The 19617-nt window shown below is 58.8% G+C and carries 16 protein-coding genes; 7 read left to right on the forward strand and 9 right to left on the reverse strand.

Annotated elements, in window-relative coordinates:
- Nucleotides 1–25: 25 nt before the first annotated feature.
- Nucleotides 26–2305, forward strand: coding sequence for a TonB-dependent hemoglobin/transferrin/lactoferrin family receptor (locus PL640_RS13435; protein WP_271362259.1), 2280 nt, complete (start codon nucleotides 26–28; stop codon nucleotides 2303–2305).
- 56 nt (nucleotides 2306–2361) lie between these two features.
- On the opposite strand, the gene PL640_RS13440 is transcribed toward PL640_RS13435, so the two are convergent.
- Complete coding sequence (locus PL640_RS13440; RefSeq protein WP_271362260.1) at nucleotides 2362–3270, reverse strand: extensin-like domain-containing protein; 909 nt, start codon at nucleotides 3268–3270, stop codon at nucleotides 2362–2364.
- A 282-nt stretch (nucleotides 3271–3552) separates the two neighbouring features.
- Here PL640_RS13440 and PL640_RS13445 point away from each other — a divergent pair, with 282 nt between their 5' ends.
- The gene (locus PL640_RS13445; RefSeq protein ID WP_142840423.1) at nucleotides 3553–5742 is read left to right on the forward strand and encodes an anthranilate synthase; all 2190 of its coding nucleotides are present in this window, start codon (nucleotides 3553–3555) and stop codon (nucleotides 5740–5742) included.
- Nucleotides 5739–6251: a GNAT family N-acetyltransferase gene (locus tag PL640_RS13450; RefSeq protein ID WP_271362261.1), complete on the forward strand. Its 513-nt coding sequence runs from the start codon at nucleotides 5739–5741 to the stop codon at nucleotides 6249–6251. Before PL640_RS13445 ends, PL640_RS13450 begins: the two co-directional genes overlap by 4 nt.
- Here PL640_RS13450 and PL640_RS13455 read toward each other — a convergent pair.
- A complete protein-coding gene (locus tag PL640_RS13455; RefSeq protein ID WP_271362262.1) occupies nucleotides 6248–7195 on the reverse strand; it encodes an HD-GYP domain-containing protein in 948 nt (315 codons plus the stop codon). The two genes, PL640_RS13450 and PL640_RS13455, sit on opposite strands and share 4 nt — an antisense overlap.
- Nucleotides 7196–7467: 272 nt before the next feature.
- Here PL640_RS13455 and ade point away from each other — a divergent pair, with 272 nt between their 5' ends.
- A complete protein-coding gene (gene ade, locus PL640_RS13460; protein ID WP_271362263.1) occupies nucleotides 7468–9162 on the forward strand; it encodes an adenine deaminase in 1695 nt (564 codons plus the stop codon).
- A gap of 100 nt (nucleotides 9163–9262) precedes the next feature.
- Here ade and aac(6') read toward each other — a convergent pair whose 3' ends face one another.
- Entirely contained in the window at nucleotides 9263–9715 is a 453-nt protein-coding gene (gene aac(6') / locus PL640_RS13465; protein ID WP_271362264.1) for an aminoglycoside 6'-N-acetyltransferase, read from the reverse strand.
- Nucleotides 9712–11376, reverse strand: coding sequence for a beta-galactosidase BglA (bglA, locus tag PL640_RS13470; RefSeq protein ID WP_271362265.1), 1665 nt, complete (start codon nucleotides 11374–11376; stop codon nucleotides 9712–9714). The genes aac(6') and bglA overlap by 4 nt, the downstream gene beginning before the upstream one ends.
- A 154-nt stretch (nucleotides 11377–11530) precedes the next feature.
- Between bglA and PL640_RS13475 the strand changes: the two genes are divergently transcribed.
- On the forward strand, nucleotides 11531–12451 hold the full coding sequence (locus PL640_RS13475) for a sugar kinase (protein ID WP_271362424.1): 921 nt from the start codon (nucleotides 11531–11533) through the stop codon (nucleotides 12449–12451).
- A 139-nt stretch (nucleotides 12452–12590) separates the two neighbouring features.
- Nucleotides 12591–13640: a bifunctional monoglucosyl/glucuronosyl diacylglycerol synthase gene (locus PL640_RS13480; RefSeq protein ID WP_142840428.1), complete on the forward strand. Its 1050-nt coding sequence runs from the start codon at nucleotides 12591–12593 to the stop codon at nucleotides 13638–13640.
- A 172-nt stretch (nucleotides 13641–13812) separates the two neighbouring features.
- On the opposite strand, the gene PL640_RS13485 is transcribed toward PL640_RS13480, so the two are convergent.
- The 5 genes from PL640_RS13485 to PL640_RS13505 all read right to left on the reverse strand — a co-directional run bounded on the left by PL640_RS13485 (nucleotide 13813) and on the right by PL640_RS13505 (nucleotide 18346).
- A complete protein-coding gene (locus PL640_RS13485) occupies nucleotides 13813–14448 on the reverse strand; it encodes a hypothetical protein (RefSeq protein ID WP_271362266.1) in 636 nt (211 codons plus the stop codon).
- Nucleotides 14449–14568: 120 nt separating this feature from the next.
- A complete protein-coding gene (locus tag PL640_RS13490) occupies nucleotides 14569–15177 on the reverse strand; it encodes a DUF2026 family protein (protein WP_142840429.1) in 609 nt (202 codons plus the stop codon).
- A 196-nt stretch (nucleotides 15178–15373) separates the two neighbouring features.
- The gene (gene der / locus PL640_RS13495) at nucleotides 15374–16804 is read right to left on the reverse strand and encodes a ribosome biogenesis GTPase Der (RefSeq protein WP_142840430.1); all 1431 of its coding nucleotides are present in this window, start codon (nucleotides 16802–16804) and stop codon (nucleotides 15374–15376) included.
- 130 nt (nucleotides 16805–16934) lie between these two features.
- On the reverse strand, nucleotides 16935–17606 hold the full coding sequence (locus tag PL640_RS13500; RefSeq protein ID WP_052818143.1) for a tetratricopeptide repeat protein: 672 nt from the start codon (nucleotides 17604–17606) through the stop codon (nucleotides 16935–16937).
- A 155-nt stretch (nucleotides 17607–17761) separates the two neighbouring features.
- The gene (locus PL640_RS13505) at nucleotides 17762–18346 is read right to left on the reverse strand and encodes an NnrU family protein (RefSeq protein ID WP_271362267.1); all 585 of its coding nucleotides are present in this window, start codon (nucleotides 18344–18346) and stop codon (nucleotides 17762–17764) included.
- A gap of 151 nt (nucleotides 18347–18497) precedes the next feature.
- Between PL640_RS13505 and PL640_RS13510 the strand changes: the two genes are divergently transcribed.
- Nucleotides 18498–19481, forward strand: coding sequence for a polysaccharide deacetylase family protein (locus PL640_RS13510; RefSeq protein ID WP_142840432.1), 984 nt, complete (start codon nucleotides 18498–18500; stop codon nucleotides 19479–19481).
- Nucleotides 19482–19617 lie beyond the last annotated feature (136 nt).

A 19617-nucleotide genomic window follows, 5' to 3' on the forward strand; every position in this document is an offset into this window, starting at 1 on the left:
ATCCGCGCGCATACCGGGGGTACTAATGTCCATCTCGCGCACACATTCCGCGCTGCTTCTGTGCACTGCCATGTCTCTTCTGCCGCTTGCCGGCCCTGCACGGGCGCAGGATGCCGCTTCGCAGGCGAACGGCACGACGACGCTTGAAAAGATCGTGGTCAAGGGCAAGCGCGTCAAAAGCGCCAACGCCGCAGCCGATACGCCGCTGGCAAGCCAGACGACAGCGGAAGAGATTCGCAAGAAGGAAATTAATAACGTCCGCGATTTGGGCAACACCGCAGAACCCGGTGTTGATTTCATCGAATCCAAGCCCGGCAAGCCGGGCGGCCTGTTCATTCGCGGTCTGGGCGGAGCGCGCGTAACGACGCTGATCGACAACATTCCCGTTCCCTTTTTCGAGAACTATGCACGCAGCACGGTTGCGACGACCGGTATGAGCGATGCCAATAACAGCTATGACTTTTCTTCCCTCTCGACCGTCGATGTCGTGCGCGGCGCCGATTCCAGCCGGATTGGAGCCGGCGCCCTGGGAGGTGCGCTGGTACTGCGCACGCTGGAACCGGAAGACCTCATCGAAGACGGTCGTGACTGGGGTGGTGTAGCAAAGACGACTTATGACAGCGAAGACAAAAGTTTCGGTGGGTCTCTGGCTGTTGCCAAGAAAATCGAAAATACCTCCGTGCTGTTTCAGGGCGGCTACAAAAAAGGTCATGAGCGAGACAGTCAGGGGACAGCGGATATTCTCGGCATAAATCGCACGGAAGCGAACCCCAGCGACTACGACCAGTACAATCTCCTGTTCAAGGTCCGTCAGGATCTGGAAGGGGGCCATCGCATCGGCCTGACCGCCGAGCGCTTCAATCTCGACAGCACCACCGATCTGAAAACAGTTCAGGGGCTTATTCCGAACCCGCCCGCACCGGCCTCGAATTTCACACCCGGCAACTACTCGGGCTACGATGACACGCGGCGTGAACGTGTGTCTCTTGACTACAGCTATGAAGCCCCATCCACGGATGGGCTGATCGATTCCGCCAACCTCGCTCTTTATTGGCAAAGACTGCAAAAAGAGGCAGGCTCTTACGGAACGCGCGGCATACCGCCAGCGGCACTGTCGGCATATTCCCGTGACAACGACGTGGAGGAAAGCTCTGTCGGCATCGTCGGCGACGCACTTTCAGAATTCAGCGTGGGTAATTTGAACCACGCGGTCCGTTTTGGCGGATATTTCCAGTATTCTGAAACGCAGCAGTTCCTCCGCGTCGTGCCGGCCAGCACGGTAGTATCACAATCGGATATGCCGGATGTCGATGGCAAGCGTCTGGGTCTTTATCTCGACGACCGTATCTCCTTTGCAGATACCGGCTTTGCTCTAACGCCCGGCGTTCGGCTCGACTGGTACGATTACAGCCCTAAGAATTCCGACGCCTTTAGAAACAACACCGGTTTCTCGGTATTCGGCTTACCGGACGGGCAGGATGGTATTCGCGTTTCACCAAAACTTTTGGCAACCTACCAGCTTACGCCGGAAATCGAATTGTTCGGGCAATGGTCGATGGCGTTCCGCCCACCGACCGTCAATGAACTCTATATCGATTTTCGCAACGGCAACAGTTACGCAAATATCGGCAATCCCAACCTGAAACCCGAAACCGCGCAGGGCTTTGAAATCGGCGCGAATTATGCGAGCAACGATCTCAATGGAAAGCTCACGCTGTTCCATAATCGCTACTCCAATTTCATCGATGTTTTCCGGACAACCGGCAACGTCGTTGCTGGAGAGCCCGCCATGTTGTTTACCTGGCGCAACCGCGACAAGGTCGAGATTTCGGGTGTTGAAGTCAGCGCCCGCAAAGATTTTGCAAACGGCATATTCCTGCATGGTTCTCTTGCTTATGCCTATGGCAAGGATTCAGACACCGGCGAGTTCATTCGTACTGTAGCACCCCTGAAATCAGTCCTCGGCATCGGCTACGAACAGGAGCAATGGGGGCTGGATTTCTCCAGCATCCTGTCTGCCGGCATGCGCGAAGACGGGCCGGCGACGACAATCACCGGCACGTCCTATCAGACCTTCGATGCACCCGGCTACGGCATCTTCAATCTTACAGGCTGGTGGGAGCCGGAACAGACAAAGGGGCTGCGCATTCAGGCAGGTATCTACAACGTCTTTGACAAGACCTACTGGAATGCAGTCGGTGTGCGTGACGTCAGCACAAGCAGCACATCAACGACGAACCAGCCGGTTGATTTCTATTCCGAAGCCGGACGCACCTTCAAAATCTCTCTGACCCAGAAATTCTAAAACCGGGCAGAAACATCATCTCCAGTCGGGGCGGCCTTCGGGTCGCCCCTTTTTTGTCAGCGGCAATAGAGGTAGCCGCCCTTGCGTTCGAGGACGTCGAGATGCAGGTGATCCTGATGGGTGGCATCGCTGCCGGGGGAAAGAACGGTGCGGAAGAACAGGCAGGCGGCGGCCGTAATCGTCCGCTGGAAGGCGCCTTCCGGCGTCCCGTCCTCGCCGCGCGGTTTCATCACCAGCGGCTCGCCCTTATCGAAGGCGATGGTGGAAATATCCACCGCATTGCCCTTGGCATGTTCGGAAATCTTGCCCGTTTCGGCACTGTTACGGTTGCGGCAGATATAGGTCGAGGCATTGGCGATCGCCGTCACCTTCTTCTCCGGCAGGGCAAGGGCTGCTGCCGGCAGCATCATCTCCTTGGTCCAGCGGGAAAGGGCAAGCGCGGTTTCACAGCGCATGGTGCCTGAAGGTTCGAGCTTGATGCCGGGCAGAACCGTGGAAAGCTCAATCGGCGCTTCAATGCCGCAGCCCTGTTCCTCGTCCCGGATCGGTTCAAGCTTTTTGAATTCCGCGCCGATTTCCTTCAGCGCACCGAGGCAGGCCTCAAGTGGCGCCGGGTCTTCCGGCTTTACCGGCTCCGGCGGTTTTTCCTCCGGTTTTGCCGCTTCGTCAGCCGGTTTTTGTTGTTCCCCGCCGTTCTTGCCCTCGCTTTTCCCCTTCGCATCATCCGAACCCTTATCAGCGGGTGTCTTTTCACCATCGGGCCTCTGCTTTTCCGGAGCCTGTGGCTTCGGGACCGGTTTCGGCGCTTCCACCGGATCTTGCACCTTTTCCTCAGCGGGTTGTTCCGGGGGGGTGGAGGATTGCGCCTCACCCGGTTTGGGCTGTGGCACGGGCACCTGGGGCGGCGGTTCCGAGGCGGAAATCAATGCGAGGCTGGCTACCAGAAGACACAGGCGATGAAGCATTATACGGGGTACTCCTGACCGTTTCGGCAGGAGAGCAACGCAGCAGCGGCAGGTAAGGTTCATTCCCTCACCGAAATCCGCTTGCCAAGGCGGATCGTGCACGCTAACAATTTTCCCATGAATATCGTGTCTATGAACATTGCTAACTGGTGGTGGAGCAGCTTTACGCGGCCTTGACCAGTCATGTCTTCAGACAAAGTCCAAGCCGCCCGAATTTTCAGGCGGCTTTTTTGTTATTTTGCCGCCTGTCATCGGGCCTGAACAACAGGAAGTACGAAAGAAATGGTAACGATCATTCAGGATGACGGAGCGGAAACCTACGAGACGAAAGGCGACATAAAAGTCAGCCGGAAGCGTCGGCCCGCCGATTACGCCAGCGCCATCGATAATTACATCGAAAAGCTCGATTCCCATCGCGGCGCGGTTTTTTCGTCCAACTATGAATATCCCGGCCGTTACACGCGCTGGGACACGGCCATCATTGACCCACCGCTCGGCATTTCCTGTTTTGGCCGCAAGATGTGGATCGAGGCCTATAATGGCCGTGGCGAAGTGCTGCTCGGCTTCATCACCGAAAAGCTGAAGACGACACCCGATCTTACCCTCGGCGCTTCCACCACGCGCCGTCTCGATCTTACCGTCAATGAGCCGGACCGCGTCTTCACCGAAGAGGAACGCTCGAAAATCCCGACCGTCTTCACGGCGCTCAGAGCCATCGTCGATCTCTTCTATTCGAATGCGGATTCGGCCATCGGCCTGTTCGGCGCCTTCGGTTACGATCTCGCTTTCCAGTTCGATGCGATCAAGCTGTCGCTGGCACGCCCGGAAGACCAGCGCGACATGGTGCTCTACCTGCCGGATGAAATCCTCGTCGTTGACCACTATTCCGCCAAGGCCTGGATCGACCGCTACGATTTCGAAAAGGCCGGCGTGACGACGGACGGCAAGTCCTCCGACATTACGCCCGAGCCCTTCAAGACCACCGATACGATCCCGCCCAAGGGCGATCACCGTCCAGGCGAATATTCCGAACTGGTGGTCAAGGCCAAGGAAAGCTTCCGCCGCGGCGACCTGTTCGAGGTCGTTCCCGGCCAGAAATTCATGGAGCGTTGCGAAAGCAATCCGTCGGCGATTTCACGCCGCCTGAAGGCGATCAACCCGTCGCCCTATTCCTTCTTCATCAATCTCGGCCATCAGGAATATCTGGTCGGCGCCTCGCCGGAAATGTTCGTGCGCGTCTCCGGCCGCCGCATCGAGACCTGCCCGATCTCAGGCACCATCAAGCGCGGCGACGATCCGATTGCCGATAGCGAACAGATCCTGAAGCTGCTCAATTCGAAAAAGGACGAATCCGAACTGACCATGTGTTCGGATGTGGACCGCAACGACAAGAGCCGCGTCTGCGAGCCGGGCTCGGTGAAGGTCATCGGTCGCCGCCAGATCGAGATGTATTCGCGCCTCATCCACACCGTTGACCATATCGAAGGCCGCCTGCGCGACGACATGGATGCCTTTGACGGCTTCCTCAGCCACGCCTGGGCCGTCACCGTCACCGGCGCACCGAAACTCTGGGCGATGCGTTTCATCGAAGGCCATGAAAAGAGCCCGCGCGCCTGGTATGGCGGCGCGATCGGCATGGTCGGCTTTAATGGCGACATGAACACCGGGCTGACGCTACGCACCATCCGCATCAAGGATGGCATCGCCGAAGTGCGCGCCGGTGCGACGCTGCTTAACGATTCCAATCCGCAGGAAGAAGAAGCAGAAACCGAACTGAAGGCTTCCGCCATGATATCAGCCATTCGTGATGCCAAGGGCACCAACTCTGCCGCCACAAAACGCGATGCCGCCAAGGTTGGCACCGGCGTCAAGATCCTGCTCGTCGACCACGAGGACAGCTTCGTGCACACGCTGGCGAATTATTTCCGCCAGACGGGCGCCACGGTCTCCACCGTCAGATCGCCGGTCGCTGCGGACGTGTTCGATCGCTTCCAGCCCGATCTCGTCGTTCTGTCTCCCGGCCCCGGCAGCCCGACGGATTTCGACTGCAAGGCGACGATCAAGGCCGCCCGCGCCCGTGACCTGCCGATCTTCGGTGTCTGCCTCGGCCTTCAGGCCCTGGCGGAAGCCTATGGCGGCGAGTTGCGCCAGCTTGCAGTGCCGATGCACGGCAAGCCCTCGCGCATTCGCGTACTGGAACCCGGTCTGGTCTTCTCCGGTCTCGGCAAGGAAGTCACCGTTGGCCGTTACCATTCGATCTTCGCCGATCCCACCACCCTGCCGCGTGATTTCATCATCACCGCGGAAAGCGAGGACGGCACGATCATGGGTATCGAACACGCCAAGGAGCCGGTGGCCGCCGTTCAGTTCCACCCGGAATCGATCATGACGCTCGGCCAGGACGCCGGCATGCGGATGATCGAAAACGTCGTGGTGCATCTGACCCGCAAGGCGAAGACGAAGGCGGCATGATGGCTGCTGCCGACGCCATCAGCATCGAACCCATCCGGGCGGAGCACGTTGAAAGCTTTCATCGTGCTCTCGATGCGGTGTCGCGCGAGCGGAAATATCTGAGCTTTCTGGAGGCGCCGCCGCTCGAAGCGGTGCGCGCCTTCGTGCATGACATGATCGAAAACGGCCATCCGCAATTCGTGGCGATTGTGGACGATGAAGTTATTGGCTGGTGCGATATTCGCCGCGTGAGCAGAGAAACCCGCGCCCATTGCGGCACGCTCGGCATGGGCATCCTGCCAGCCTATCGTGACAAGGGACTGGGTGCGCGGCTGATGCGGCGGACGCTTGATGCCGCCCGTCAATGTGGGCTGCACCGTATTGAATTAAGCGTGCATGGGGACAATGCCAGAGCCATTGCGCTTTATGAAAAGATCGGCTTCGTGCATGAAGGCCGGGCACGCGACGCCGTTCTGATCGACGGGCATTACACCGACAGCCTGCAGATGGCGGTCATCTTCGGCGATTAAGCCCTCGGCAGCGAGGCGGAGATGCAGAGCGCGAACTTCTTCAGAAGCTGCACATCGAAATGACCTTCACGGCGCAACATCCAGGTCAGCGCATCATTCGCCGTCCACGGCTTCTTGTAGGGCCGGACCGAAGTGACGGCATCATAGACATCGCAGATCGCCGCAATGCGGGCGTAAAGGCTGATCTCGGCACCAGACCGGCCGCTTGGATAACCACCGCCATCCATCCGCTCGTGGTGATTGAAGCAGACATCCAGAACCATCTCCGGCATCTGATCGTTACGCGACAGGATTTCCCGGCCGAAGGCGGGATGGAGATTGATGATCTCCCGCTCACTGGAGCTCAGACCATCCGCCTTGTTGAGGATCGACGAGGGAATCTCCACCTTGCCGATATCATGCAGCAAGCCGCTGATCCCCAGCAGATCCACCGTTGCCTTGTCCAGCCCGAGATAGCAGCCGAAATGCATCATCAAACCGCTGACGGAAACCGAATGCACGAAAGTTGTTTCGTCTTTCGATTTCAGGCGGGTGACGCCGATGAAGATCGCCGGGTTCGACTGCACCGCTTCGGAAATCTTGCTCGTTTCTGCCGCCATGCCTTTCAGCGAGACACCACCGCCGGCTTCTGCGACCGCAAAGGTCTGCGCAACTGCATCGGCTGCCGAACGAACGGCATGGCTGACGGCCACCGTGGTTTCGGAGGAATTGCCCGGTTTTACTGATGCAGGTCCGTCAACGCCTGACCTTCCCTCGACATCATTTCCCCTGGCCGTATTGATGACGATGCTTTCCGCGCCGCTCGATTTCAGCTGGCGCACCACATCCTCATGCCGCAGGAGAAACCGATGTCGCTGCATGACATGCCGGTTTGACAGCGTTCCCTCAACCGCTTCGATAAACATGCCAACAGTCAATTGCCGGGTGGAAATTCGCTTGAGCATCAGACGCTTTTATTTTCCTTCCCGGGAATGATAACGTGACCCGCTATTGGTAAAGACCAACATAAAACCAGCCTTCAGACGGATAAAGATAAGTCCACCGAACTATTTAACTCTGCAACACAGAACATAAGATAGCACGAATATGAAAATTATTTACTCAGGATATATTTAAAAACCGAAGAATCAATCTGAATATAGCAAGAAACAACCTGAGAATGTAAATATTAAAAATTCTCGCTTACGACGTAAACCAGGAGCTGAAGAAGAGCCGCATGAATTCGAAACTTGAAACGCGCATCGATCAGGGTACTGGCCGTGAACCGGTAGATATGATTCTCAAAGGCGGACGCTTCTTCGACCTGGTGACCGGCGAACTTGTTGCTTCGGATATCGCCATCTGCGGCGATACCATCGTCGGTACCTGCGAGAACTATGAAGGCCGTCGGGAAATCGATATTACCGGCAAGATCGTTGTTCCAGGTTTCATCGATACGCATCTTCATATCGAATCATCGCTCGTCACTCCGCACGAGTTCGACCGCTGCGTTCTGCCTTATGGCGTCACGACGGCCATTTGCGACCCGCATGAGATCGCCAATGTTCTGGGGGTGGAAGGGCTGCAATTCTTCCTCGACAGCGCCATGGAAACCATCATGGATATCCGCGTGCAGCTATCCTCCTGCGTGCCCGCGACCCATCTGGAAACCTCGGGCGCCGATCTGCCGATCGAGAAACTCTTGCCATTCCGCAATCACCCGAAGGTCATCGGGCTTGCCGAATTCATGAATTTTCCCGGCGTCATCCATAAGGACCCGGTGTGCATGGCGAAACTGGAGGCCTTTCAGGGCCAGCATATCGACGGCCACGCGCCGCTTCTGTCAGGCACTGCGCTGAATGGCTATCTCGCCGCCGGCATCCGCACCGAACATGAATGCACGAATGCACCGGAAGCGCTCGAGAAAATCCGCAAGGGCATGCATATTCTGGTGCGCGAAGGCTCGGTCTCGAAAGACCTGCACGCCCTGATGCCAATCATCACCGAGCGCCTGTCGCCCTATCTGGCGCTATGCACGGATGATCGCAATCCGCTCGATATCGCCGAACAGGGCCATCTCGATTATATGATCCGCACCGCCATCGCCAGCGGCGTCGAACCGCTCGCCATCTACCGCGCCGCCTCGATTTCCGCCGCAAAGGCCTTCGGCCTGCGTGATCGCGGCCTCATCGCGCCCGGCTGGCGCGCCGATCTCGTGGTCATCGACAGCCTGCAGAACTGCAAGGCCAGCATGGTGCTTTCCGGCGGCCGGGTCGTCGATGACGCCCTGTTTGCCACCCGCAAGCCGGTTGCCCCCGTTGGTCTTGATAGCGTCAAGGCAAGACCGGTGCTCGCTTCCCATTTCGGCGTGCCTGTCACCGAAGGCGAAACACCCGTCATGGGCGTGCTTCCCGGCAAGATCATCACCGAACATCGCCGCTATAAACTGCCGACGGATGGCAACCAGACGACAGTCGATCTCGAGAACGACATCATCAAGGTCGCCGTCATCGAACGCCACGGCAAGAACGGCAACCATGCCAATGGTTTCGTGCAGGGCTTCGGCCTGAAGAAAGGCGCCATCGCCTCCACCGTCGGCCATGACAGCCACAATATCTGCGTCGTCGGCGTCGGTGAGGACGACATGGCGCTGGCCGCCAACCGGCTCGGCGAAATCAAGGGTGGTTTCGTGGTGGTCGAAGACGGCAAGGTGACCGGCGAAATCCCGCTCCCCGTCGCCGGCCTGATGAGCCTCGACCCCTATGAGACGGTGCGCGACACGCTGCATACACTCCGAAAGGCAGCCTATGCGCTCGGCACCACGCTGGAAGAGCCCTTCCTGCAGGTCGCCTTCCTGCCCCTGCCCGTTATCCCGCATCTGAAGATTTCGGATATGGGCATGGTGGACGTGGACCGGTTTGCGCTGATTTGATTGACCGGAAAACATCCCGGCTGGGCGGATGAAATGCCGATCCCTATTCCTGTGCTTGTCACAAGAGTGGAGGATCGGCAAAAATCATTGTGTCTCCCCTTCAATCCGAGGGCAGCAGCTTGCGGAAATAAACCACCCGTTCCGTTTCCTCAAACCCCAGCGCCGCATGCATGCGATGTGAATCGACGTTTGCAATATCGGCATCGGAAGCAAGTTCGCTCACGCCCTGACCAACCGCCCAGCGGGTCACTTCGGCCACCAGTGAGGCAGCAATGCCTTGGCCGCGAAACACCTCCTCGACATAAATCCCCTCAAGAAATGCCACGGGCGAGGTATCGCAGCCATTGACGTAGTCCCGCCGCAGGCTGACCTCGGCAAAACCGATGGCCACTCCGGCCGGATCATGGACAATCAATCCAGCCCCGGTTTCGGAGACGTCCTGCAATTCCGCCATATGTTCGGCGGGCGAGGTATCCGGCCACAGGCGATGTCGCAAAAGCGACCAGTCATCTCGATGGTCGGCGGCGTTTCCGATGATGAATGGACCACTCATGTGACAACCCCACAAAACACATCCAGCCCCTCGAGCTTCACGATATCAGCATCGAATAGCGGCGCAAAACCCGGCATCGGCAGGATATCCGTAACACGCATCGTCTTGGGCATGGGAAATTCAGCCGGCTCGCGGGTGAGGTTGAAAACAAATAGCAGTTTTTCGTCACCCTTGCTGCGCGTGAAGGCCAGCACATCGAGATTGGTCTTGATGAAGTGTATGTCCCCGTCACGCAATGCGCCGTGGCTTTTACGGAAGGACAAAACCGCACGGTAATGGTTCAGCACCGAATCCGGCTTGCGCTCCTGCGCATCCACAGCCTGCATGGCATGAACATAGGGCACTGGCAGCCACGGCTTTTCAGCGCTTGAAAACCCGGAATTCGGCTTGCCGGTCTCCCACACCATCGGTGTGCGGCATCCATCGCGCCCCTTGAAGGCCGGCCAGAAACGAATGCCATAGGGGTCGCGCAGATCCTCAAAGGCAAGCTCGGCCTCCGTCAGCCCCAGCTCCTCACCCTGATAGAGACATATGGAACCGCGCAGGCTGGCAAGAACGCAGATGGCGAGCTTCGCCACCCGTGCCTGTTCTTCCACGCTTTCGGAAAAGCGGCTGAGATGGCGCACCACATCATGGTTGGAAAAGGCCCAGCACACCCAGCCATCCGTCACCACCTTGCCGAAGGTCTCGACCGAACCGCGCAGGTGTTTTGCGCTGAAATCCGGCCCCAGCAGGTCAAAAGTGTAGCACATGTTGAGCTTGTCATTGCCGGACGTATAGGAGGCAACCGTCTTCAGCGAGCGCGCCCCATCGCCCACCTCTCCCACCGTGGCGCGGCCCTCATATTCATCGAGCAACGCCCGGAAGCGTTTGAGAAAGGCAACATTTTCCGGCCGCGTCTTGTCATAGAGATGGTCCTGCATGCCGTAAGGATTGACGTCTGAGGCATCGAGACCAAAGCTCTCCTCGTCGAAAAGCGGCGGGTTGTCGCGCAGCAGCTTGTCATGGAAATAGTGGTTGACGGTATCGAGCCGGAAACCGTCAACGCCGCGATCCAGCCAGAACCGCACGGTTTCCAAGAGCGCGTCCTGAACCTCGGGATTATGGAAATTGAGATCCGGCTGCGAAGCAAGGAAGCTGTGCATGTAATATTGCTTGCGCACGCCGTCCCATTCCCATGCCGGCCCGCCAAACACGGAAAGCCAGTTGGTGGGCGCCGTACCATCAGGCTTCGGATTGGCCCAGACATACCAGTCGGCCTTGCTGTTCGTCCGGCTCGCCCGGCTGTCCACAAACCACGGATGCTGGTCTGACGTGTGTGAAATGACCTGGTCAATGATGACCTTCAACCCCAGCCGATGCGCTTCGGCCATCAGCGCATCGAAATCGGCAAGCGTGCCGAACAACGGATCGACATTGCAATAATCGGAAACATCGTAACCCATATCGGCCATGGGCGAGGTGAAGAACGGCGAGAGCCAGATGGCATCAACGCCGAGCGACGCGATATAGGGCAGCCGTTTCGTCACCCCGGCAAGATCGCCATAACCGTCGCCGGTCGTATCCTGAAACGAGCGCGGATAGACCTGATAGATCACCGCTCCCTTCCACCAGTCCGATTGCGCTTGAGGTTTGTGGACCGGGGCATGGGGTAGCGTCATCGGCAATCTCCTGATGTGTCTGGCGGGAGAATATAAAGCCTGTGCGGCCGCGTAAACCGGAACTTCGCACACGCACAATCGGCCAGAACCGCCCTTGTCAGCGGCGCGCGCGCGTCGTAAGCCGCATGGCTGGATAAAACGGGAGGATGACGGCGTGGGCGGACGGTTTTTATCGATTGGCGAATGCATGGTGGAACTGTCGCAGGCCGGCAACGGTCTGCTGCGCAAGGGTTTCGCCGGAGATACGTTCAATACCGCCTGGTATGCCCGTGCCTGCCTGCCGGAAGACTGGTCCGTCGATTATTTCACGGCGCTCGGCGATGATCCGCTTTCAGAAGACATGCTCGCCTTCATTGCGGAAGCCGGCATTGGCACCGAAAAGATCCGCCGCATTAAGGGCGGCACGCCCGGTCTCTACCTCATCAACCTGAAGGACGGTGAACGCACCTTCAGCTATTGGCGCAATGCCGCCGCCGCAAGACAGCTGGCCGCTGACGCGGATCACCTGCGCCGAACGGTGGAAAGCGCTGACGTCATCTATTTCTCCGGCATCACCCTAGCCATCCTCGCCTCCGCCCATGATGTCGATACGTTTCTGGCCGAGCTTCGCCGCGCCAGGGCGTCGGGCAAGCCCGTGGTTTTCGATCCGAACATCCGCCCGCGCCTCTGGGCAGACAAGGACGTGATGCTCGAGACGATTTCCAACGGTGCGCGCGCCGCAACACTTGTCATGCCGAGCTTTGATGACGAGGCCAGCCATTTCGGCGACGCCTCCGTGGAAGCGACCATCGACCGTTACCGCTCCCTCGGCGTCGAAAACATCGTGGTGAAAGACGGCGCAAAGGGTGCGACACTCGATTTCGGCGGCAACCGCACCCATGCCCCGGCGGAAAAGGCCGTGGAGGTGGTGGATACGACGAGCGCCGGCGACAGCTTCAACGGCGCCTTCCTTGCCCGTTATGTAACCGGCAGCTCGCCACAGGAAGCCGCCGCCTTTGCCGCAAGAGCAGCGGCAACCGTCATCGGCCACCACGGCGCGCTGATCAGCCCCGAACTGCTGCCGCTGGTCGGATAGGCCGGCAGGCTACCCTGAAAAGGGACGATATTGACAGTCATATGGCCTGACATGATCCTGTAACACGCGCGCCGCATATACGGGCGGAAGCCGGGCAATGGGGATTCGCCTGCGCGCAGATGAGCAGGATCAGTGTTTCATGACGAGAATCACGATTGTCACAGATGCCTGGCACCCGCAGGTCAACGGCGTGGTTCGCTCGATCGAGAACACCAATACCGAGCTGGCGCGGCTGGGTGTGGATGTGAACATGGTCACGCCCCAGAGTTTCTACAGCATTCCCTGCCCCACCTATCCGGAAATCCGCCTCTCCGTCGCCGGCTATCGCCGTGTCGCGGCAGAGATCGAAAAAAGCCAGCCCTCCTTCGTGCATATCGCCACCGAAGGGCCGCTGGGGTTCATGGCGCGGCGCTGGTGTGTGAAGAACCACATGCGGTTTTCCACCAGCTATCACACCCGCTTCCCGGAATATGTCGCGGCGCGTTTCCCGATCCCTGAAAGCTGGCTTTACGCCTTCGTGCGCTGGTTCCACAATGGCGGCAACACCTGCATGGTGGCGACCCCAAGCCTCGAGACCGAGCTGGAAGCGCGCGGCGTCAAGAACCTGAAGCGCTGGAGCCGGGGCATCGACGCCGAACTGTTCCATCCGCGCCCGAAAACCACGCTGCCCTTTGATCTGCCAAGGCCGATCTTCATGACCGTCGGCCGTGTGGCGGTGGAGAAGAACCTGCCGGAATTTCTGGAACTCGACCTGCCCGGATCCAAGGTCGTCATCGGCGACGGCCCGGCCCGTCACGAATTGCAGGAAAAATATCCCGGCGTGCTGTTTACCGGCGTCAAGACCGGCGAAGAGCTGGCCGATGCCTATGCGCAGGCCGATGTCTTCGTTTTCCCCTCAAAGACCGATACCTTCGGCAACACCATTCTGGAAGCGCTGGCAAGCGGCGTGCCCGTCGCCGCCTTCCCCGTCACCGGGCCGATCGATATTCTCGGTGGCAACCCGGCCGCCGGCGCGCTGGATGATAATCTTCGCAATGCCTGTCTGGCGGCGCTGGATTGTTCGCCGCAGGAGGCCTTGGCGCTTTCAAAAAGCTACAGCTGGGAAAAGGCCTCACGACAGTTCCTCGACAATGTCATCCATGCGGCGGGAAAATCCCTGCCGCTCCTGTCGCGTTCACAGCTTGCCTGAAGGCAAACGCATCCCCGTTTTTTTTGCACAGGGCCAGTGGACGAAACATGACGGTAATGTCACAAGGCGATCAGGACGCGACTGCCGTTATCTTTAGAACGGGGTCGGGCTGCTGATTGACGTCAGGCGGTTGCCGCGAGATTACGCTGGCCGTCCTCTTTCCCGATAATACTCAGCCGCCCCCTTGAGATGCGCTTCCGGGTAAAGGAAGAAGCTCTTTTTGCTGGGCTGCGCACCAATCATTGATCTTCTCGACAATCTGCATCGGCGCCATCGGCAGCGCGCTGTTGGGGATGACAACCACTGTTCCATGGAAAACCAGCACCAGACTGTCCGGCGGCGTGAGTGCGAGATGATAACGCGCCCAGCTCAATTGCACGGTGTCCAGTCGCGTGATCTGCTTAAAGCCATCGGGCCCGATTTCGATCTGCGAGTGCGGCGAATACATACGCTCGTGCGCGATATTCCAGTGTGCCAAAACCTCGTAATAGGATTTCGCCTCCCGTCTCGCGCCCTGCCAGATAATGTACCAGACGACGAGGGCCACAAATGGTGCAGGGGCAAACACCCAATAACCGACCACCGGCCAGACACCCGGGAACCATGGCAGGCTTAGGGAATAGATAAAACCGGCCGCCAGTCCCGCAAATATCGACAGCTTCACTCTCGCCGAGGCAAGATGGCGCGTCCAGGACCTGTCGAGAATCATGCCGTAATTTTCATAGGCCTGATGTTGATAACCGTGGACATAGTCGGAGACATGTTTCGGGTCGGGCGTGAAGCTTATTGAAATCGTTTCATCGGCCATAGGAGCACGTCATCCCGTCCCTGTGCAGTTTAATCTGCGTAACAGGGTTGCCCTTATAAATCAAAAGACCTTTCGCCGCCGAAACCTCTGGGGATCAACGCCGTGCGGCGAAACCTGCCTTCACCATGCTCCGGTAAGCATTTGCCCGGAAAGTGGTACAGTCCGCGCCTTACCGTCCTTGTCCGTCACCGAGAGCGATGCAGACATCTGCTTTGGCGATTTGCGGAACCAGCTGGCGGCGACGCTTGCCATATCGCCAAGCATGGCGTGGCTGTGCCAGTCGGCGAAACGTCTTGCCGTCGCTTCTGCTTCTGAACGGTAGAAGAAATCACCGGATTGTCCGAGATCGTTGATCGATGCCGCCATTGCAGCAAGCGGCCGCTGAAACATCTTCGGCGGCACGGACAGTTCCCGCGCGCCATCTGAAAAAGCCGGCGCCATGAAATCAATCGCCCAGCCATCAGCCTCGACCCAGCAATGGAAATTCTCGCCAGCACCCGTCACGTAACCATCATCGCGATGATCCGCAAACAGCAGGACCTTTCCACCGAGATTATAGGCGGCAAGCCCGCCCTTCGGCACAGCCTTGACCTTGTAATGCTGTTTGAGGATGAAAGCGCCGAAGGTACTGAAATACATCGAGGCCGAAGCGGGATCGGCATTCTGGCTGATGAGCAGGCTGTTGATGACCCGGTAAATCCGGTGATAGTCGGTCTGCTTGATCAGCATGGTTTTTACTCTTCAAAACAAGGCGTTGGATGAGCGTCAGCCGCCTGTTTCTTCTCCCCGAGGAGGAGAAGTCCGCGGCAGCGGGATGAGGGGGCGAGGGTCGAGATATGCGGAGAGGTTGCCCCTTCATCCGCCCCTTCGGGCCACCTTCTCCCCGATGGAGAGAAGAAAGACGCGGCGACCCTTCACGTCAAGATCAACGCCGCTTCTTCGCCTTGTTCTCGAACGGATTGTCCGACCCACGATAATGCACGCGGATCGGCACGCCCGGCATGTCGAAATCCTTGCGCAGGCCGTTCACCAGATAACGCGTATAGCTCTCCGGAATGGCTTCCGGCCGCGTGCAGGAGATCATGAAGGCCGGCGGGCGGGCCTTGACCTGCGTCATATATTTCAGCTTCAGGCGACGGCCGGAAACGGCCGGCGGCGGATGCTGCGTGGTCTGCCCATCCAGCCAGCGATTGAGCCTTGCGGTCGAGATACGGCGGTTCCAGACCTTGTCCGTATCGATGATGCTCTGCATCAGCCGGTCGAGGCCATAACCCGTCTGGCCGGAGATCGGCACGGCGCGAATGCCGCGCGCCTGCGGCAGCAGCCGCTCGGTCTTTTCCCGCAGATCGGCCAGATAGGCCTGCGGGTCTTCGACCAGATCCCACTTGTTGAAAGCGAGCACGGCGGCGCGGCCTTCGCGAATGACGAGATCGACCAGTTGCAGATCCTGCTTTTCGAACGGGATGGTGCTGTCGAACACGATCACCACCGTCTCGGCAAAACGGATGGAGCGCAGCGAATCCGCCACCGAGAGCTTTTCCAGCTTCTCCGTCACCTTGGCCTTGCGGCGCATGCCGGCCGTATCGAACATCTTGATGGTGCGGCCGCGCCAGTCCCATTCGACCGAAATACTGTCGCGGGTAATACCAGCTTCCGGGCCGGTCAGCAGTCGGTCTTCGCCGAGGAAACGGTTGATGAGCGTCGACTTGCCCGCATTCGGTCGACCGATAATGGCGACGCGCAGCGGCTTGGTCTCGTCATAGACGGGCTCTTCGTCTTCCTCTTCCTCACTGCCGGGCTCAGTGCGCGGCAGAACGATATCCGTCTCCGCCTCGTCCACTTCAGGCGGGAAGGCGGCGTCTTCGCCGATCGCCGCAACGATGGCGTCGCGCAGGTCGATCATGCCCTGACCGTGTTCGGCCGAGATCGGGCAAGGCTCGCCAAGACCGAGCGTAAAGGCATCATAGAAACCGGCGTCAGAACCGCGCGCTTCGGACTTGTTGGCCACCAGCACCACAGGCTTGCCGCGACGGCGCAGCATTTCGCCCAGCGTCTCGTCGGCGGGCGTCAGCCCGGCCTTGGCGTCAACCACGAACAGCGTCACATCCGCTTCATCGATCGCTGCTTCCGTCTGCGCCCACATGCGGCCCTGAAGCGTTTCCGGCCCGGATTGCTCCAGACCGGCGGTATCGATGATGGTGAAACGCAGATCGACAAGCTTGGCGTCGCCGGGGCGGCGGTCGCGGGTCACGCCTGGCGTATCGTCCACCAGCGCCAGCTTCTTTCCGACCAGACGGTTGAAAAGCGTGGACTTGCCGACATTGGGGCGCCCGACTATGGCGACGGTGAAGCTCATTGTTGTCTGTTCCTTAGAGCAAGTCTGCCCAAAACGTTACCTGTTTTGGGCAAAAGACATGCGTAAAATAATCAGTTGGATCGCTTTGGCAATGCGAAGAAATGCCGGCGATGGCGCGGGACAAGCGGTTTTAAGCAGCTTTGCCCGAAGCGGTGATATTGTCGAGCATGATCTGCGCACGGCTCGTCACGTTGCGCGGTGCCTGCGTGTCGTTGACGATCTGCTCGAACCATTGTTTGGCCTTGACGAAATCGCCGGCCTTGTAGGCGGCAAGTCCGAGAGCCTCACGGGCCGACGCCCGCATGGTCTGGCCTTCGGCGCTCAAAGGCTCGGCCAGTGCAACCACCTGATCATAGGTGCCGTTGTCCACCAGCAACCAGGCCGCGCGCACCTTTGCCGTGTCGCGGAAGACCTGCGGTGCGGATGTGTCGTTGCCAATGGCGGTGAAGGCAGCGATGGCGCCGGCGGCATCACCCTTCTGCGACAGCAGCGTGGCCGAGCGGAACTTCGCCAGCACCGGATAATTGCCATGACCGGAGGTTTCGAGATCGGCAAAGGCCTTCAGCGCCTCATCCGTCTTGTTTTCGGAAGCAAGCGTCAGCGCCGCAAGGAACTGGTCGCCGGAATTGGAAGCGCGGCTGGTGTTCCAGTATTCGTAAATGCCGGCGCCGGCGGCACCGAGAACCACGAGAACGGCGGCGCCCGCAACCACGATACCGTAACGGCCCCAGAAGCGCGACAGCTGCTCGGAGCGGATCTGCTCGTTCACTTCGCGGATAAAGGTATCATTTTCGTTTGCCATCAAATTCTCCGTTACCCGCGCGGAGATCGTCGCCGATCCATCCGTCCGCGGACATACCAAGCCGCTTACCCGGGCAAGCACAAGCGTGGCCGACCGGGTCATGGTCGGCCTTCTAGCCTATTTTGCCTGATATGTAAGGGGGAAACGTTGATTTCCTACATCGCGATCGGCTGAACGCCGATCAACCATTCGTGCAGTTTCAGGATGAAAGCCCCCCAGAGAACGATGCCGCCGACAATGGCCACCACATCATAACGGCCCGAGACGAAGGGACGGAGCACGTTTTCGCCCGCCCTTTCCCGCCGCTTCAGCGAAATGCGCATCACCACACCCCAGGCAAGGAAGGATGCAAAAAGCAGGATCGAAGAGGTTTCGCCATTTGCCAGAAGATGGGCGAGCGCCCAGATCTTGACGGAGAGAATGAGCGGATGCTTCGTCTTCACCGCGATGTTGCCAGCCGGGATAAGGCTGGCGATAAGACAGATCATCGCGGGCAACATCAGCGTCACGGCAAGATGGCTCGTCCAGACCGGCGGATACCACAACATGCCCGTCTCCTGCCGGGCTTCCCCAAAAGCATAGATGACGAGACCGAGCGTGATGAGGCTGGCGACGGAATAAAGCCCCTTGAATGGACCTTCACCCAGCTTCGCGATCATTCGCGCGCGAAATGGCGGCGCAAACACCTTCAAAAGATGCGTCAGGAAAAACAAGGCAAGACAGAGTACGAGAAAAAGCATGGAACACGGTCCCCCGATGGATCGGAACGCGGCCCTATCACCGCGAGGCAGAACAGGAATTAGGCTGAAAGACGTAAAAAAGCCAGACTATTCAAAGCTTCGCCTTATTCCACCCGCAAAAGGCCACGGTGTATCATATGACGGATGACTGATGTTTCGCCCATTTGCCGCTTTTTCCCTGTCGCTTCTCGCCGCCCTGCCCGCTTTTGCCGAAAATACGGAAAAGCCGAAGCAGCTTGTGATCGTGTCCTTTGACGGTGCGGGCGACAATACGCTGTGGGAAAGAAGCCGGGCGACGGCGAAGGAAGTCGGCGCGCATTTCACCTATTTTCTCGCCTGCACACTGGTCATGGACCGCAAGACCAGCGCCAAGACCTATCAGGGTCCGGGCCAGAAGGCAGGTCGCTCCAATGTCGGCTTCGGCCAGTCGCCGGAAGAGGTGGAGACGCGGCTGAGAAACATCTGGGCCGCCTATCGTGAAGGTAACGAGATCGGCAACCACACCTGCGGCCATTTCGATGGAGGCCAATGGACCGCCGAACAATGGGACGGCGAATTCACCACCTTCACCAGCACGCTGGAAAATGCCTGGCAGATGATCGGCAAGAAGGGCGAGGAGCCCGAAGGCTGGCGCAACATGGTGAAGAACATCAACGGTTTCCGTGCGCCCTATCTGTCGCAGGGACCAGCACTGACCACCGCCCAGAAAAAACACGGCTTCGTTTACGATGCCACCAGCATCACCAAGGGGCCGGAATGGCCGGCGGAGCGCGACGGTATCGAGCATTTCGGCCTGCCGCTCATTCCCGAAGGGCCGGGCAACCGCCCCATCATCGCCATGGACTACAATCTCTTCATCCGTCATTCCATCGGCGTCGAGACGCCGGATCGCGCCAGGGAATTTGAAGACCGCGCCTACACCGCCTTCCGCAACGCTTTCGACAGACAATACAATGGCGAGCGCATTCCGCTGCAGATGGGCTTTCATTTCGTGAAGATGAATGGCGGTGCCTATTGGAACGCTTATGAACGCCTGCTGCGCGAAGTCTGCCGGAAAGACGATGTCGCCTGCGTGAGTTATGCTGAGGCCATGCCGATGATCGAGGCGCGGAAGAAGCAGAAAACCGAGGGGTAAACTTCCTCACACTCTCCGTTTCGTGACAAAGGTCGAATACCTCTCCTCCGTCATGCCGGGCTCGACCCGGCATCCAGCCACGGCGCGTCTGCGCCGTGATAAGAGCCTTTTGCGATCAAGGACTTGATCGCGCTGG

The sequence above is a fragment of the Agrobacterium sp. ST15.16.024 genome (assembly GCF_027956545.1).
Taxonomy (GTDB): Bacteria; Pseudomonadota; Alphaproteobacteria; order Rhizobiales; family Rhizobiaceae; genus Agrobacterium; species Agrobacterium cucumeris.

What these genes read in the sequence shown, in the direction of transcription:
- PL640_RS13435 (WP_271362259.1), top strand. Translation starts at nt 26, where the DNA reads ATGTCCATCTCGCGCACACATTCCGCGCTGCTTCTGTGCACTGCCATG.
- PL640_RS13440 (WP_271362260.1), bottom strand. Translation starts at nt 3,270, where the DNA reads ATGCTTCATCGCCTGTGTCTTCTGGTAGCCAGCCTCGCATTGATTTCC.
- PL640_RS13445 (WP_142840423.1), top strand. Translation starts at nt 3,553, where the DNA reads ATGGTAACGATCATTCAGGATGACGGAGCGGAAACCTACGAGACGAAA.
- PL640_RS13450 (WP_271362261.1), top strand. Translation starts at nt 5,739, where the DNA reads ATGATGGCTGCTGCCGACGCCATCAGCATCGAACCCATCCGGGCGGAG.
- PL640_RS13455 (WP_271362262.1), bottom strand. Translation starts at nt 7,195, where the DNA reads ATGCTCAAGCGAATTTCCACCCGGCAATTGACTGTTGGCATGTTTATC.
- ade (WP_271362263.1), top strand. Translation starts at nt 7,468, where the DNA reads ATGAATTCGAAACTTGAAACGCGCATCGATCAGGGTACTGGCCGTGAA.
- bglA (WP_271362265.1), bottom strand. Translation starts at nt 11,376, where the DNA reads ATGACGCTACCCCATGCCCCGGTCCACAAACCTCAAGCGCAATCGGAC.
- PL640_RS13480 (WP_142840428.1), top strand. Translation starts at nt 12,591, where the DNA reads ATGACGAGAATCACGATTGTCACAGATGCCTGGCACCCGCAGGTCAAC.
- PL640_RS13485 (WP_271362266.1), bottom strand. Translation starts at nt 14,448, where the DNA reads ATGGCCGATGAAACGATTTCAATAAGCTTCACGCCCGACCCGAAACAT.
- PL640_RS13490 (WP_142840429.1), bottom strand. Translation starts at nt 15,177, where the DNA reads ATGCTGATCAAGCAGACCGACTATCACCGGATTTACCGGGTCATCAAC.
- der (WP_142840430.1), bottom strand. Translation starts at nt 16,804, where the DNA reads ATGAGCTTCACCGTCGCCATAGTCGGGCGCCCCAATGTCGGCAAGTCC.
- PL640_RS13500 (WP_052818143.1), bottom strand. Translation starts at nt 17,606, where the DNA reads ATGGCAAACGAAAATGATACCTTTATCCGCGAAGTGAACGAGCAGATC.
- PL640_RS13505 (WP_271362267.1), bottom strand. Translation starts at nt 18,346, where the DNA reads ATGCTTTTTCTCGTACTCTGTCTTGCCTTGTTTTTCCTGACGCATCTT.
- PL640_RS13510 (WP_142840432.1), top strand. Translation starts at nt 18,498, where the DNA reads ATGTTTCGCCCATTTGCCGCTTTTTCCCTGTCGCTTCTCGCCGCCCTG.